General features: G+C 71.2%; 13 protein-coding genes. 9 read left to right on the top strand and 4 right to left on the bottom strand.

The window, feature by feature from the left end:
* Nucleotides 1-82: 82 nt before the first annotated feature.
* Genes EDF31_RS09800 through EDF31_RS09760 form a run of 9 tightly spaced genes read left to right on the top strand, consistent with a single transcriptional unit; the run spans nucleotide 83 to nucleotide 8,203 of the window.
* Nucleotides 83-412 carry a hypothetical protein gene (locus EDF31_RS09800; protein ID WP_123936922.1) on the top strand — a complete coding sequence of 110 codons (330 nt, stop codon included), beginning with the start codon at nucleotides 83-85 and terminating at the stop codon, nucleotides 410-412.
* Nucleotides 413-414: 2 nt separating this feature from the next.
* Complete coding sequence (locus EDF31_RS09795) at nucleotides 415-2,301, top strand: putative T7SS-secreted protein (RefSeq protein WP_131845989.1); 1,887 nt, start codon at nucleotides 415-417, stop codon at nucleotides 2,299-2,301.
* Entirely contained in the window at nucleotides 2,298-3,161 is an 864-nt protein-coding gene (locus EDF31_RS09790; protein ID WP_131845988.1) for a hypothetical protein, read from the top strand. The genes EDF31_RS09795 and EDF31_RS09790 overlap by 4 nt, the downstream gene beginning before the upstream one ends.
* Complete coding sequence (locus tag EDF31_RS09785) at nucleotides 3,161-3,841, top strand: hypothetical protein (protein WP_131845987.1); 681 nt, start codon at nucleotides 3,161-3,163, stop codon at nucleotides 3,839-3,841. The genes EDF31_RS09790 and EDF31_RS09785 overlap by 1 nt, the downstream gene beginning before the upstream one ends.
* Before the next feature lie 5 nt (nucleotides 3,842-3,846).
* On the top strand, nucleotides 3,847-4,437 hold the full coding sequence (locus EDF31_RS09780; protein ID WP_131845986.1) for a hypothetical protein: 591 nt from the start codon (nucleotides 3,847-3,849) through the stop codon (nucleotides 4,435-4,437).
* Nucleotides 4,438-4,461: 24 nt separating this feature from the next.
* Nucleotides 4,462-5,313, top strand: a complete 852-nt coding sequence (locus EDF31_RS09775) for a phosphoribosyltransferase family protein (RefSeq protein WP_131845985.1) — start codon at nucleotides 4,462-4,464, stop codon at nucleotides 5,311-5,313.
* Entirely contained in the window at nucleotides 5,310-6,902 is a 1,593-nt protein-coding gene (locus EDF31_RS09770) for a nicotinate phosphoribosyltransferase (RefSeq protein ID WP_131845984.1), read from the top strand. The genes EDF31_RS09775 and EDF31_RS09770 overlap by 4 nt, the downstream gene beginning before the upstream one ends.
* Nucleotides 6,899-7,549, top strand: a complete 651-nt coding sequence (locus tag EDF31_RS09765) for an NUDIX hydrolase (RefSeq protein ID WP_131845983.1) — start codon at nucleotides 6,899-6,901, stop codon at nucleotides 7,547-7,549. The genes EDF31_RS09770 and EDF31_RS09765 overlap by 4 nt, the downstream gene beginning before the upstream one ends.
* An 18-nt stretch (nucleotides 7,550-7,567) precedes the next feature.
* Nucleotides 7,568-8,203 carry a pyridoxal 5'-phosphate synthase gene (locus tag EDF31_RS09760; RefSeq protein ID WP_131845982.1) on the top strand — a complete coding sequence of 212 codons (636 nt, stop codon included), beginning with the start codon at nucleotides 7,568-7,570 and terminating at the stop codon, nucleotides 8,201-8,203.
* Between the two features lie 16 nt (nucleotides 8,204-8,219).
* On the opposite strand, the gene EDF31_RS09755 is transcribed toward EDF31_RS09760, so the two are convergent.
* From EDF31_RS09755 to EDF31_RS09740, 4 genes are all read right to left on the bottom strand, one after another.
* The gene (locus tag EDF31_RS09755) at nucleotides 8,220-8,792 is read right to left on the bottom strand and encodes a hypothetical protein (RefSeq protein ID WP_131845981.1); all 573 of its coding nucleotides are present in this window, start codon (nucleotides 8,790-8,792) and stop codon (nucleotides 8,220-8,222) included.
* A 132-nt stretch (nucleotides 8,793-8,924) separates the two neighbouring features.
* The gene (locus EDF31_RS09750) at nucleotides 8,925-11,315 is read right to left on the bottom strand and encodes a GNAT family N-acetyltransferase (RefSeq protein ID WP_165901383.1); all 2,391 of its coding nucleotides are present in this window, start codon (nucleotides 11,313-11,315) and stop codon (nucleotides 8,925-8,927) included.
* On the bottom strand, nucleotides 11,312-12,688 hold the full coding sequence (locus tag EDF31_RS09745) for a SidA/IucD/PvdA family monooxygenase (protein ID WP_131845980.1): 1,377 nt from the start codon (nucleotides 12,686-12,688) through the stop codon (nucleotides 11,312-11,314). Before EDF31_RS09745 ends, EDF31_RS09750 begins: the two co-directional genes overlap by 4 nt.
* Nucleotides 12,685-14,106: a pyridoxal-dependent decarboxylase gene (locus EDF31_RS09740; RefSeq protein ID WP_131845979.1), complete on the bottom strand. Its 1,422-nt coding sequence runs from the start codon at nucleotides 14,104-14,106 to the stop codon at nucleotides 12,685-12,687. Before EDF31_RS09740 ends, EDF31_RS09745 begins: the two co-directional genes overlap by 4 nt.
* Nucleotides 14,107-14,111: the final 5 nt, after the last annotated feature.

Here is a 14,111-nt window from a genome sequence, read left to right as displayed (position 1 = left end):
GTCCCGCGATCGCGTGGGGCACGGGGTCGACGCGGTTCCGGTGGCGGTGGCTTCCGGTTCGTGATCGGGGAGGGATTGTTCCGTGGCTTCGAGACTGCTCGTTGACCTGATGGGGCTCGGGGAGCTCCAGACCGACCTGTCGACCGTGCACAGCACGCTCGAACAGGCGCACAAGCGCGTCGATGCGTCCGACGACGAGATCGGCTCGGGCACCGTGCAGGACGCCCTGCACGACTTCGACCACCGCTGGGGCGACAAGCGCGACAAGATCAGCGACTCGACGAAGGCGCTGGCGGACATGCTCAGCGCGTCCGTCGAGACCTACACCGAGACCGACGAGCAGCTCGCACAGGCACTGCAGGTCAACGACGAGAACGGCGGCGGCGGACCCGCTGCCTCGAGGGCGGAGTAGTCATGGGGCGGCCGTCGGGGTGGGATGTCGTCGAGCAGGGTGATGATCCGGTCAAGGGTGATCCGTCGACGTTGCGGATGATGTCGCGGGAGTACCAGCGCATCTCCGACGCAGCCGATGACGCCTCGACCCGGTTGAAATCGGTGAAGGGGTCGGGGTGGCTGACCGACTGGGAGGGTGAAGCGGCGGACGTGTTCGTCGACGCGATCGAGGACACCCCGTCGGACCTGACCAAGCTCGTCGACTCCTACGAACTCGCCGCGACGGCGTTGTCGGGGTGGGCGGACACGGTCGATGACACCCAGTACCGGGCCGACGGTGCGCTCGCGGACGCGAAGGACGCCTCCGGGGACCTCGCCGCGGCGCAGGACCGGCTCTCCGATGCGCAGTCGAACCTGTCGCACTACCAGTCGGCGTCGTCGGACCTGTCGAAGGTGGCGGACAAGTACCCGGCCGGGTCCGAGGTGCCGGACGGGGTGGACGTGCCGTCGCCGGCGCAGTTGCGGGCGGCGTCCGACAACGCCTCCGTCGCGCAGGGGTCCGTGTCGTCCGCGCAGGGCGACATCGCGGCGGCGCAGTCGCGGATCGACGCGGCGAAGCGGCTCGTGGCGGATGCGAAGGGTGACTGGCAGGACGCGGAGCAGCGGACCGCGACGAAGATCGGTGAAGCGGCTGACGCGGGGCTGGGGAAGCAGTCCACGTGGGACAAGATCTTCGGGTCCGAGGCGTGGGAGACCATCGTCTCCATCGCGAAGGTCGTCGTCGCCGTGGGCGGCATCATCGTCATGATCATCGGCGGGCCACTCGCCTGGATCGTGCTCGGCGCAGCCCTGCTCGTCCTCGCCGACACCCTGTACAAGATGTCGAAGGGCACCGCCGACGGGTGGGACCTCGCCTTCGCGTTGCTCGACTGCATCCCGGGGATGAAGGGGATCACCACCGCGGCGAAGATCGGCGAGGAGTTCGCGAAGGGCGCCTCACTCGCTGCCAAGTTCAGCTCGGCCGGTCGACACGTCGCCTCGGAGAGCCGACAGCTGTTCGCGCCGGGTCTGCACCTGGTCAACAACCTTCGCCACGGTGCCGCACTGCGCTCGGTCGAGTCGCTCCGCGCCCTCGCCGTGCACGGCGGTTCCGCGGCGGTCGGTGCACTCCGACGTCCGGGCGACGGCTTCATCGCCTCGGTCCGGTCGATGCCGGAGATCGCGAACAAGGCCACGCAGGCGTACTGGGACAACGGCGGGTCCTCCCTCGCCGAGCTCGCGCGGCACTGGCAGGGTGGCAAGGGCGGCTTCCAGAGCGGCTACCTCGGTGTCGACCGCTGGGCGAACGGCGACGCCGACTCGCTCGTCGGGCAGACGCTCCAGATCAGCGGACCGGGCCACGGCAACTTCTACGTCCCCGACGGCACCATGCACGCCGGCGGCAGCGCCTCGGACTACAGCGAGTCCGTGCAGGTGGGCGTTCAGTCCCACGCCGGTCACGACGGCGTCCCGGCAGGAGCGTCCACGCACCCCGACTACCGCAACACCGGCGACAGCTACCTGGTAAATCAACCGCTGCCGCACGCCGAGGGCACCGCGCAGGCGAACACCCAGTTCGGCAGTGGCGGGCAGCACCAGCTCTTCACGGACAAGTCGACGAGCGACCTGGTGAACACCGGCGTGCTCAGCCCGGTCGACCAGGCGGGGAACGTCGTCCCCGACGGGATGAACCAGGTGCTGATGGACCCGGCCACGCGGAGTCCACAGCCGGGGGTCCTCACGACGAACCAGTACGCGAACGCGCTGCACGACCTCGGCTCGCGCGGGCCGGCCGTCGCGGCGGGCATCGTGACGGCGCCGTGGGACATCAGCGAGGCGACGCAGTCCGTCCAGGACCGACTGCGGTGACCCGCAGCGGCGTCACCCGGGCGGGTCACGAGCTCCTGGACCGTTCACCGTCCTGGAACGCCCTGCCCGAGCGCGCCGCGGACGGCCGGTGGACCATCACCGACACCGTCGACCCACTGTGGCCGGAGTACGGCGCGAGCCTGCGACTGCTCAACGCCCTGTCGGACGATGGCCACGAGGTCGAGGACCTCGACGGCACGCTGTTCGAACGCGGGCGACAGGTCGTCGTCCCGCGCGCGGCGCTCGTCCACACGACTTCCGCACCCGCGGTCCTCGAGTCGGTGGCCCTGCCGGACTCGTTCCACGTCGCATCGTTCGCCGTCGACGTCCGGACCGACGCGAACATCGAGGACGGCTGGCGGAACGAGTACGAACCGCGCCGCTTCCGCACGACGTTGAGCCCGGACCGAGCAGCGATCGACCGCCACGAACCCGGGGTGGTGCCGACGACGGTGTCCCGCATCGAGAAGACCGTGGAACCCCTGCCGGCCGATGCCCGCGGAACGTACACCGTGCCGTCGACCGGCCCGTACGAACAGGGTTGGGGCAGACTCGCTCCGATCGTCCGCACGATCGGCGATCTCGGGTACGACGTGCGTCCCGACCTCGGCGCGTACGCGACGCTGTCCGGTGTCGTCCGCCCGACGTGGGGCACCGAGATCCGCGGAGCCGACGACTGGGCCGAACTGCTCGCCCGGTTCGTGTTCCCGCAGGGCGTCCAGTCAGAGGTACTCTCCGACGGGTACGCGATCATCCGCGACATCCCCCACCCCGGCGACCCGCTGCACCCGACGTTCGCGCTCGTGTTCACACCCCCGTCGGCGGCACGACCGAGCCTGTTCGCGAGGATCTTCTCCTGATGAGCACCACCACGAACCTCACCTCCGCACAGCGACGCGCCCTGATGGTGCGCTCGCGGTTCGCGTTCGCAGCTGCCGAGGTCGTCGCGCTCCGACACGACGAGCAGGGAATCCCACTCGGCGTCGTCAGCCCCGAGGGCATCCCCCTCGCGCTGGCCTTCACCGATCCCGCAGCGGCCGTCGCCCGCATCCCGGCCGGGGTCGCTGCGACGCCGCTGTCACTGCCGATGTCACGTCTGGTCGCCGGTCTGCCCGCTGACTGGGGTCTCGTGCTCGACATCGACCAGCCCTACCCGCAGGTCGTGCAGCCCGACGAGAAGCAGACGGTCATCGCCGCGGGTGGTCCGTTCCCCGACGGAGCCGAGGTCACGCTCCGCCCGGCACCGTCCGCGTCCCAGGGGTTCTCCGACGCACTCGCCGAACGAGCCCCGCTCACACCGGGCGTGGTCTGGGTGTGGCTGTTCCGCCACGGTGTCGACATCGTGCCCGAGGACCTGATGGTCGTGGTGGCGACGGCGGACCGTGACGCCGCGTTCGCCTTCTCCGAGATCGTGTTCGAGGTCGCACGCGCGCACGACGTGCCGGTGCCGGTCCTCACCGCCTGGATCGACGAACTCCCCGTCGAGCACGCCACGTGGGTGCGTCAGCAGCCGCCGCTCGCGCACGTCGAACGGCACTGAGACCGATGCACCGTGGACGCCCGGCGGTCGTGGTCCAGCGGGTCGGCGTCCCGGTAGAACTGCACGTGGTCGTCGACTCGCGCGGCCGACCGGAACGGGAGCAGCTCGACCACGGTGCCGCGGTGCACTGGGCCTACAGCGATCCGGCCGACCGTCCGACCGACTTCGGTGCCGGGACGCAGTGCATCTCCAGCGACACGCTCCGCCAGCGCGAGGCCACGGGCTCGGTACGGTTCGTCATCGACCCGGCGGGCCCGTCCCGCGCCGGTACGGAGTTCCTCCCACCTCCTCGGCCGCCGGTGCTCGCCACGCTCCGGTCCGTGACGCCGACTCCGCTCGGGACGGCCGCCGGCCTCTGGGCCGCGATCACCGCCGACACCGTCTCGCCCGGGCGGTCGCTCATGCTCCGTTCGGGTCGGTGGTCGCTCCCCGTGGTGCTGGCCCGAGACCCCCGGGCGACGGCTGCGGCGATCAGACACGCCCTCGGCGACCGCCCGCACCCGACGATCTTCGTGGTGGAACGTCCCGGAGGGCTGCCGCGGCCGTGGCGGGCTGGAGCGCAGGCAGCGATCGAGGCCGCGTTCTTGTCCTCCTGACAAATACCGTGGTACGGTCGAGCCATGGCAGTTGAACTCAGCACCTGGGACGCCCAGGGCAACCAGATGACACCGACGTTCTCCACCATGCGGTTCCCCGCCGGTGAAGCCCACGTCAAGGTCGCGAACGACACCGCCGAGCCGGGGGGACTCATCGAGATCGCGACCCTGCGCGGCACGAGCGGCGACGACCTGATCATGCTCGGCATGTGGGCGGACGCCGTGCGGCAGCGCGGATCGAGGTCCGTCGCGCTCGTCCCCTACCTGCCCGGAGCCCGGCAGGACCGCGGCTTGCCGTTCGGCGCGAAGGTCTACGCGGACGTCCTCAACGGCTTCCACCTCGACCAGGTCATCGCGTTCGACCCGCACTCGCCGGTCATCGTCGGCCTGGTCGACAACCTGACCGTCGTCACGAGCGAGCAGGTCGTCCGTGACGCCGTGGTCGGCGCACCCGAGCACGACGGCGGCGCCCCGTACACCGGCATCATCGCTCCGGACAAGGGCGCGGTCCCCCGTGCAACCGCGGTCGCCGAGGCGTGCGGGCTGCCGCTCTACCGGGCCGAGAAGCACCGCAACCCCGACACCGGCAAGCTCGACGGCTTCACCTGCGAACCCCTGCCCGACACCGGCCGGTTCCTGGTGGTCGACGACATCTGCGACGGCGGCGGCACGTTCATGGGGCTCGCGGGCTCGACGGGCCTGCCCAAGGAACGCCTCGGCCTCTGGGTCTCGCACGGCGTCTTCTCCGGCCGGGCAGCACAGCTCGCCGACCACTTCGGCGAGATCGTCACCACCGACTCGTACCCGGCGCAGAACGCCATCGACGGCCTGCGCACGATCGCACTCACCCCCTACCTGACGGAGCAGATCCGATGACGCAGACCACGAGCACCACGACCACCGCGAACGCCGGAACGACCACCGGGATCGAGCCGCGCATCACCACGGCGAGCCCGATCGCGCCGCTACTGGCCGTCGACGGTTACAAGCACTCGCACCGGCAGGTCTACCCGGCCGGCACCACCCGCATCCTGATCAACTGGACGAACCGGTCGAACGCGCACATGCCCGAGTCGACGCACGCCGTGGTCTTCGGGCTGCAGGCGTTCATCCAGCGCTCGCTCGTCGAGGCCTGGGCACCGTTCTTCGCGGCGGACGAAGACGAGGTCGTCCGGCTCTTCGACGACGCACTGCAGAGCTACTTCGGCCCGAACCACATCGGCACCGACCACGTCCGGGCCCTGCACCGCCTCGGCTACCTGCCCCTCGAGATCCGTGCGCTGCCCGAGGGCACCCTCGCCCCGATCGGTGTCGCGACCCTCACCGTCGAGAACACGATCGACGAGTTCTACTGGCTGCCCAACTACATCGAGACTGCCCTGTCGGCGTCGATCTGGCACCCGTCGACGGTCGCGACGAAGGCGCTCGAGTACCGCGACCTGATGGAGGACTGGGCCGCCCGCACCGGCGCGGTCCCGGCCGGCATCGACTTCGCCGCGCACGACTTCTCGTTCCGTGGGCAGTCGAGCATCGAGTCGGCCGCAGCGGGTGGCGCGGGCCACCTGCTCTCGTTCCTCGGCACTGACTCGATGCCGTCGCTCGACTTCATCGACCGCTACTACCCGGGCGACAACGGTTGGGTGGCCGCGAGCGTGCCCGCCACCGAGCACAGCGTGATGTGCGTCCGCGGCGCCGACGGCGAGCTGGCGACCTTCGAGCAGATCCTCGACGTGTACCCGACGGGCATCGTCTCGGCGGTCAGCGACGGCTTCGACCTGTTCAAGGTCATCACCGAGACCCTGCCGCAGCTCAAGGACCGCATCACCGGTCGTGACGGCAAGCTCGTCATCCGACCCGACTCGGGCGACCCGGTCGACATCGTCACCGGCACCGTGCACGGTGTCGACCAGGCCGAACTGTTCGCCGCCGACCGCAGCCACGAGCAGAAGGGCGTCGTCGAACTGCTCGACGAGATCTTCGGGCACACCGTGAACGAGCAGGGCTTCAAGGTCCTCGACCAGCACATCGGCGTCATCTACGGCGACAGCATCACGCTCGACCGTGCCCGTCGCATCTACGAGCGCCTGGCCGCCAAGGGGTACTCGAGCGACAACATCGTGCTCGGCATCGGGTCGTACACGTACCAGTACATGACCCGCGACAACCTCGGCAGCGCGGTCAAGGCCACGTGGGCACTCGTCGACGGCGAGCCCGTCGACATCCAGAAGGACCCGAAGACCGGCAGCGGCAAGAAGAGCGCGAAGGGCCGCATCGCCCTGCACCGCGACGAGACCGGCGAGATCCGGCAGACCGACCAGGCCACGGCCGACGACGAGGCGAGCAGCCTGCTCCAGCCGGTGTGGGTCGACGGCCGTTTCACGCGCCTCCAGTCCTTCGCCGACGTCCGCCAGACGCTCCGCGACGAGCGTTCGGCTCGTGCCACCCGCCGGGCGGCCACCGCGTGACCGATGCCGCAGCGGCGATCCGCGACCAACCGCTCATCGCGATCGACGTCGTCCCGGTGTCCTTCGTGACGACGGACGGTTTGCGGGTCGCCACCGCGCGTCGGGCGTATGCACCGTACGCCGGACAGGAAGCGCTCCCCGGCGTGCTCCTCGACGGCACCGAGATCCTCGCCGACGGTGCGCGGCGCGCCCTGCGGACCAAGACCGGCGTCGGCCCGGCAGCGGTGCGCCACCTCGCGCAGGTCGGCGCGTTCGACGGACCCGACCGCGATCCACGGAGCTCCGCGATCAGCATCGCGTTCCTCGCGGTCATCGACCCGGCAGCGCACGCCGACGCAACGTGGCACGACGTCGGCGCGCTGCCGCTCGGACTGCCGTTCGACCACGACCGGATCGTCGACTCGGCGCTCGAGCGCGCACGGGTCCTCCTCTGGTCAGACCTGCCGTTCACACGAGCGCTGCTCGGCGATCCGTTCACCACGGCGGACGCCGCTCGGCTGCGGATCGCCCTGACAGGGACCACACCGGATCCGGGCAACCTCAACCGGACGCTCCGTACGAACACCGCGCTTGCCCGGGTCGAGCTCCCAGCGAGTGCGGGACCCCGGGGCGGGCGTCCCCCGGCAGCCTGGACGTGGCAGAACTGAGCACGGTTGGGTGGACCCATGTCCTCTTCCTTGTCCGGTGACGACTCCCTGCACCTGCCCGAGTTCGACGCACCCCCGGCGTCGCCGCTCGACCTCGCGCAGCAGTGGCTGGATGCCGCGGACGAACGCGACGTCTCCGAGCCGAAGTCGATGACCCTCGCCACGGCAGGTGTGGACGGCCGAGTGTCCGCCCGCACGGTCGACGTGAAGCGGCTCGACGACCGCGGGCTCGTGTTCGGCACCTCGACGCTGAGCCCGAAGGGTCGTCAGCTCGCCGACAACCCGCACGCGGCACTCCAGGTCTACTGGCGCGAGACCATGCAGCAGCTCCGGTTCGAGGGCCGGGCCGTGCAGCTGACCGACGACGAATCCGACGCGCTGTTCGCGGATCGCTCGCCGAAGTCCCGCGCCGCCACCGCCATCGCCGACCAGTCCGCCGTGCTCGAACCGCGGACGCTGCAGGACTTGATCGACGACGCCAACGTGCTGCTCGACGAGTCTGACGACGCCGTGCCACGGCCGGCTGGGTGGGTCGCGTGGCGGCTCGAGCCCGACGTGGTGGAGTTCTGGCACGGCAGCCGCGACCGGATGCACCGCCGCCTGCAGTACGTGCTCGCCGACCGCGCCTGGTCGGCCACCCGCCTGCAGCCGTAGTCGAGTCCGCTCCCGGTCAGTCCCGCTGCCACCACGACGGCTTCGCGGACTCGACGCTGATCGTCAGCGACCGGGCGTCGTCGGACTTCCTGGCCACCACGAACACCGTCGCCGTGGGGTCCGCGGCCAGCACGCGCCACACCGGCCAGGTGTGCGGACCGAGCTTCGGGTCGTACCAGGGCCCCGGTCCGTTGTCGCTCTCGACCAGCGCGCGCCGAACGCTGGCCGGGTCGAGTTCGGGGACGCCAGACGCCCGCGCCTGCGTGAGGACACGAGCGACACCAGCATCGACGGCCGTCGTCCGCGCGGCCCGGGCCAGCCGGAGCCGGCGTCGCGTGACCAGGTACCCGAGGGCGATGAGCCCCGCGGCAACCAGCACCGTGCCGACCAGGGCCGCTGCGGTACCGCGGTCACTCGGCTGGTCCGCGACGGCGACTCCCCCGACGAGGACCGCCCCGCCGAGCAACAGTCCGGCGCCTCGGATGCGCCTGACTGGTCGGAATGCACGGCGCCAGGTCTGATCCGCGTCGACGACGTCCCCGATGTCGACCGTGACCTCGTCCATCGCGCCGCCCCCGCCCGTCTGCACCAGGCCAGTCTCCCGCACCCCGCACCGGCGCCGCTCCGGCTGGTGCGAGGTTGACCACTCCGTGCGCGCTTCTTGCGCTGCACGGAGTGGTCAACCTCGCACCGAGTAGGTCCGCCGTCCGCCGCGCAGCCCCTACCGCCCGATCGGGTTCGCCATCGCCCCCGCCCGGATGAGCGACGACGACTGGTCCGTCAGGTCGACCATCGACAGGGTGTTCCGCAGCTGCAGCCGGTTCAGGCAGGAGTGCTCGAACGTCGGCACCCGCAGGTCCAACGGACGGCGGCGGTCCGGGTGCGCGGCGGCGTGCGCGTCGATGCACTCCCCCACGACCTGCCAGAACCGGCCTTCCGGCAGCACCCCGTCGTCGTCGAGGATCGCCGCGACGAACCGCAGCACCCCGTCGAACACGTCGGTGAACACCGCGAGCGCGGCTTCGTCGTCGGACACCGGGTGCACGATCCGGTCGATGTCGGCGGGCACCGGGCGATCGTGGTGGTGTCCGAGCACCGCTGCCTCTTCCCCGATGTCCTTCATCACGGCACGGACAACGGCGCCGTCGCGGACGACGAGCACGAGGTTCTCGCCGTGCGGCATGAACACCAGGTCGTGCACGGTCAGGCAGTGCACGACGGGCAACAGGTAGGCGTCGAGCCAGCGCCGCACCCACTCGTCGGCAGGCAGCCCCGATGCCTCGATCAGCGCTGAGACGACGGCGTTCCCCGAGGCGTCCCGGTGCAGCAGCGCCGCCATCGTCAGCAGTCGCTCGCCGTCCGTCACCCTCGGCAGCGGGCTCTCCCGCCACAGGGCCGCGAGCATCTTGCGCTGCGGCGACGACACGTCGACCCGGTGGTACGCGTCGCCGGTGTACCCGATGGCGGCGTGCTCCCGGAGCACCGAGAACCCGACCGACGCGAGTGTCGGGTCGGCGGCGACGATCGACTCGACCCAGTCGTTCACCGCCGGAGTGTTCCGCATGTACGCGGGCGACATCCCCCGCAGGAACCCCATGTTCTGCACGGCGAGCGCCGTCTTGACGTACGAGCGGGTCTGGTCCGAGTGGTCGAACGCGGTGCGGATCGACTGCTGCGGCTGGTACTCGTCCGGCCCCTCGCCGAGGTCGACGAGGTCCTGCCGCCCCAGGTCGGGTGCGAACGTCACGGCGATCCGGTGCTGCCACTGCCAGGGGTGCACGGGGATCCACACGTAGTCGTCGGGGTCGAGGCCGCGGGACACGAGCACGGCCCGGAACCCGGCGATGGTCTGCGGGTCGAGCTCGGCCTCCCAGTGCGCTTCTTCGGTGCGGTCCGCGGCGAGCGCCAGGTGCGTGTGCTCCCGTCGGGCGGCGAGCCACCGGTACCGGAACCGGCCGCCGACCTCGGGTGCGAAGGCCCGGTACTCATCGAGTCCGAACCCGATCCGCCCGTTCGCGGCGACGAAGGCCGGGTGACCCTCGGTCATCGCCGCCTCGATGTCCTGGAACGAAGCGACGACGGCGGCGACAGAATCGCCCGCCCGCCCACGCGCCAGCTGCGCGGCCGACGGCCCACCCCGCCGGTGCTTCGCAGCGGCGCTCGCCAGGGTCGACGCGATCTCCTCCAGGTAGGTGCCGAGCAGCTCGTCGGGGATCCCGAGCACCTCGTGCAGTTCGAGCACGAAGTCCTGCGCACTGAGCGACGCCGGTGTCCCAGCGCGAGTGCGCGTCAGCGAGGCTTCGTCGATCGACCAGTGTTCGAGCACGTGCTGCCGTGCCCGGAACCGGTAGGTCGAGTCCCCCGCGTCGAGCCGCCACCCCTCCCCGTCCGGCACGGGTTCGATCAGCCGCTCGTGGGTGAACTCGGCGATGGCCTTCGCCACCAGGTGGCGTTCAGCGGGTTCCAGGTGCTCGGGTCGCAGGTGCGCGGCCGGCCCGTCGTCGTCGGGCACGCCGATCCGGTCGGTGTCGAGCACCGACAGCAGTGCCCGCTTGCCGTCGACGTCGACCTGGCGCAGCGCGCGGAAGCCCACCTCGGCGTTCTTCGCCTGCACCGCGGTGTTCCGCACGTCCGGCTCGACGACGACCCGCCGCGCGCCGAGGACGTCGCGGCAGTGCTCGACGACGGCGCGCATCACGGCGCTCGTCAGTCCGTGCACACGACGGTCAGCGGGCGCCGGCGCGACGAGCAGGTGCATCCCGACGTCGCCGGGTTCGGCCGCCCACACGTCGGTGAGCAGGACGGCGGCGGGGTCGTAGGTCTCGACCAGGAAGCACGGCTCACCGTCGCGTCGGCCGAGCCACGCAGCCTGCGCCGGGTCCGCCTGCACGCCGGTCAGGTAGTCCCGGACGCCGTCCACGTCGAGGTCGCCCATCTCCCACCACGACGACGCCGGATGGGCGAGCCACGACTGGACGACGACGGCGTCGCGTTCCGGGACCACGGGTTCGACGGCCAGGAGGCCCGGAGCAGCTCCGGCAGACACCGTCGCCTCGGGCGCACTGGTCAGTCCACTACCCGTCACGTCGGCACCCGTCAGGTGCGCGCTCATGCGGGCACCTCCGTGCGCTCGGTCGCCTGCCGGGCCGGCGCGCGGTGCGCACCGGCGGGAGCGGCGGTGGACTGGTCCGTGGCGGGCAGGCCGAACTCCTGGAAGGCGATCCGGGCCTCCAGGCCGTACACGGGGCGCCCCGTGACGGACCGGATGATCGACGCGTTCCGCCACGCACCCATGCCGAGGTCGGGCGCGGTCAGGCCGTGCGTGTGCTCCTCGGCGTTCTGCACCCAGATGCGTCCGCCGAGGGTGTCGACGTGGTGATCGCGCGCGACGGCCAGGCGACCACGGGAGTCACGGTCGACGAGGTGCTCGACGGGGTCGAGGAACCGCGGCGTGCGCGGCGTGTAGCCGGTCGCCAGGACGAGCCGCTCGACCTCGTGCTCGTACGTCTCGCCGAGCTGCTCGTGGCGGAGCGTCAGCCGGTACGTCCCCCGGTCGGCGAGCCACTCGGCGTCGACGACACTGGTCTCGGTGCGCAGGGTCGTCGGGATCGGGCCTCGAGCGCTGATGCGGTACAGCTGGTCGTAGAGCTCGTCGACCAGGTCCGCACTGATGCCCTTGTACAGCCCGCGCTGCTCGCGCCCCAGGTGGTCGCGGACGGCTTCGGGCAGCCCGTGGAAGTGGTCCGTGTACTCCGGACTCGTCATCTCGAGGGTGAGCTTCGTGTCCTCCATCGGGAAGAACCGCGGCGACCGGGTGATCCAGTCGAGGCGGTAGCCGTCCTGCCGGATGTCCTCGAGCAGTTCGCGGTAGACCTCGGCGGCGGACTGCCCGCTGCCGACGACGGCGATCGACCCGGCGTCGCGCAGGGCGTCCCGGTTCGGCAGGAACTCGGCGGAGTGGATCGCCGGCCCGGCGATCCCACGCAGCGGGGCGGGGACCGACGGCTCCGTCCCGATGCCGACCACGACGTGGCGTGCGCGGTACGTCTCGGGACCCTGATCGGTCTCGGTGTGCACCGTGAACACGTCCGTCGCCGGGTCGTGCTCGACCGCCGTGACGGACCGGCCCCACCGGAGCGTGTCGAGCCGGTCGGCGGCCCACCGGCAGTAGGCGTCGTACTCGCTGCGCAGGGGGTGGAAGTCCTCGCGGATGTAGAACGGGTACAGGCGGCCGGTCTCCTTGAGCCACGCGAGGAACGAGAACGGCGAGGTCGGGTCGGCCATCGTCACCAGGTCCGCCATGAAGGGCACCTGGATCGTGGCGTCGTCGAGCATCATGCCGTGGTGCCAGGCGAAGCCGTCGGCGGCGTCGAGGAACACCGCGTCGAGGTCGTCGAGCGGGTCGGTGAGGCAGGCGAGGCCGAGGTTGAACGGGCCGATGCCGATGCCGATCAGGTCGTGGACGGGCTGCTCAACGTGGCTCATCGGATCGCTCCTTCCGGGGTGGTGGTGGCGGCTCGGACGCGCTCCGCCGTCGCGGCGACGTGCTCCAGCGAGGCGCGCATCTGCGCCGGGGTGGTCTCGGGGTTGAGCAGCGTCAGCTTGTTGCAGGGTCGGCCGTCGATCACGGTCTTCGCGATGAGGACCCGGCCCTCGGCGAGCAGCGCCGCACGGATCGGGGCGACGAGCGCGTCGGCCTGCTCGTCGGTCACCCCGGCCGGCTGCCAGCGGAAGAGCACGGTGCTGAGCTGCGTCGGGGCGACGAGCACCAGGTCGGGGTCCTCCTCGACGATCCGGTGGGTGGCGGCGGCGAGGTCGATGACGGCGTCGAACGCGGTGCCGATCGCGTCGGCCCCGGTCGCGCGCAGGGTGGCCCAGAGCTTCAGGGCGTCGAAGCGGCGGGTGGTCTGCAGCGACTTGTCGACCTGGTTCGGCTCGGCGGCATCCTCGGGGTTGAGGTAGTCGGCGTACCAGGCCGTCCGGCGCAGGTCGGCCGGGTCACGGACGAGCAGTGCGCTCGAGGACACCGGCTGGAAGAACGACTTGTGCAGATCGGTCGTCACGCTGCGCGCCCGCTCGATGCCGGCGAGCAGGTGCCGACGCGTCGGGGACACGAGCAGTCCGCAGCCGTACGCGGCGTCGACGTGCAGCCAGACGCCCTCCAGATCACACACGTCGGCGATCGGCTCGATCGGGTCAATGACCCCGCGGTCGGTGGTGCCGGCGGTCGCGACGACCGCGATCGGGGTACGGCCCGCTGCCCGGGTCGCGGCGATCGCCTCCGCGAGGGCTGCCGGTCGCATCCGACCGGCGTGGTCGGTAGCGACGTCGACCACGGCCTCGAGACCGAGGAGTCGTGCCGACTTCGCGATGCTGAAGTGGGTCTCCGCCGTCGTGAACACGGTTCCGGCCACGCCGACGGCTTCGCGCGCCAGCAGCAGCGCCTGCAGGTTGGACTGCGAGCCACCGGAGGTGAACACCCCGTCGCCGACAGCGAACCCGGCACGACGGGCCAGCCAGTCGACCACGTGGCGTTCGATGTCCGTGCCGATGCGGGACTGGTCCCAGGTGTCGACCGACGGGTTCACCGCGGCGAGGACGGACTCGGCGGCGACCGCGGGCAGTGCGACCGGGCAGTTCAGGTGCGCGAGGTAGCCGGGGTCGTGGAACCACACGGCCTCGCGGACGAACAGGTCGTCGAGTTCGGCGAGCGCCCGTTCCGTCCCGACGGGAGCGGCGTCCAGGTCGACCGCGCGCACGCGGTCGTGCAGCGCTTCCGGGGCGGTCGCGGTCGTCGCGCGGTCGACGGTGGCGAGTCGGTCGGCGAGCTGGTCCACCGTCGACCCGACGGTCGACCGGTAGCGCTCGGCGTTGGCAGTGGTCAGCAGTTCGATGGGTGTCACGTTAG

The organism is Curtobacterium sp. PhB142, from assembly GCF_004341255.1.
Lineage (GTDB): Bacteria > Actinomycetota > Actinomycetes > Actinomycetales > Microbacteriaceae > Curtobacterium.
This window is presented reverse-complemented; position numbering and strand designations above follow the sequence as displayed.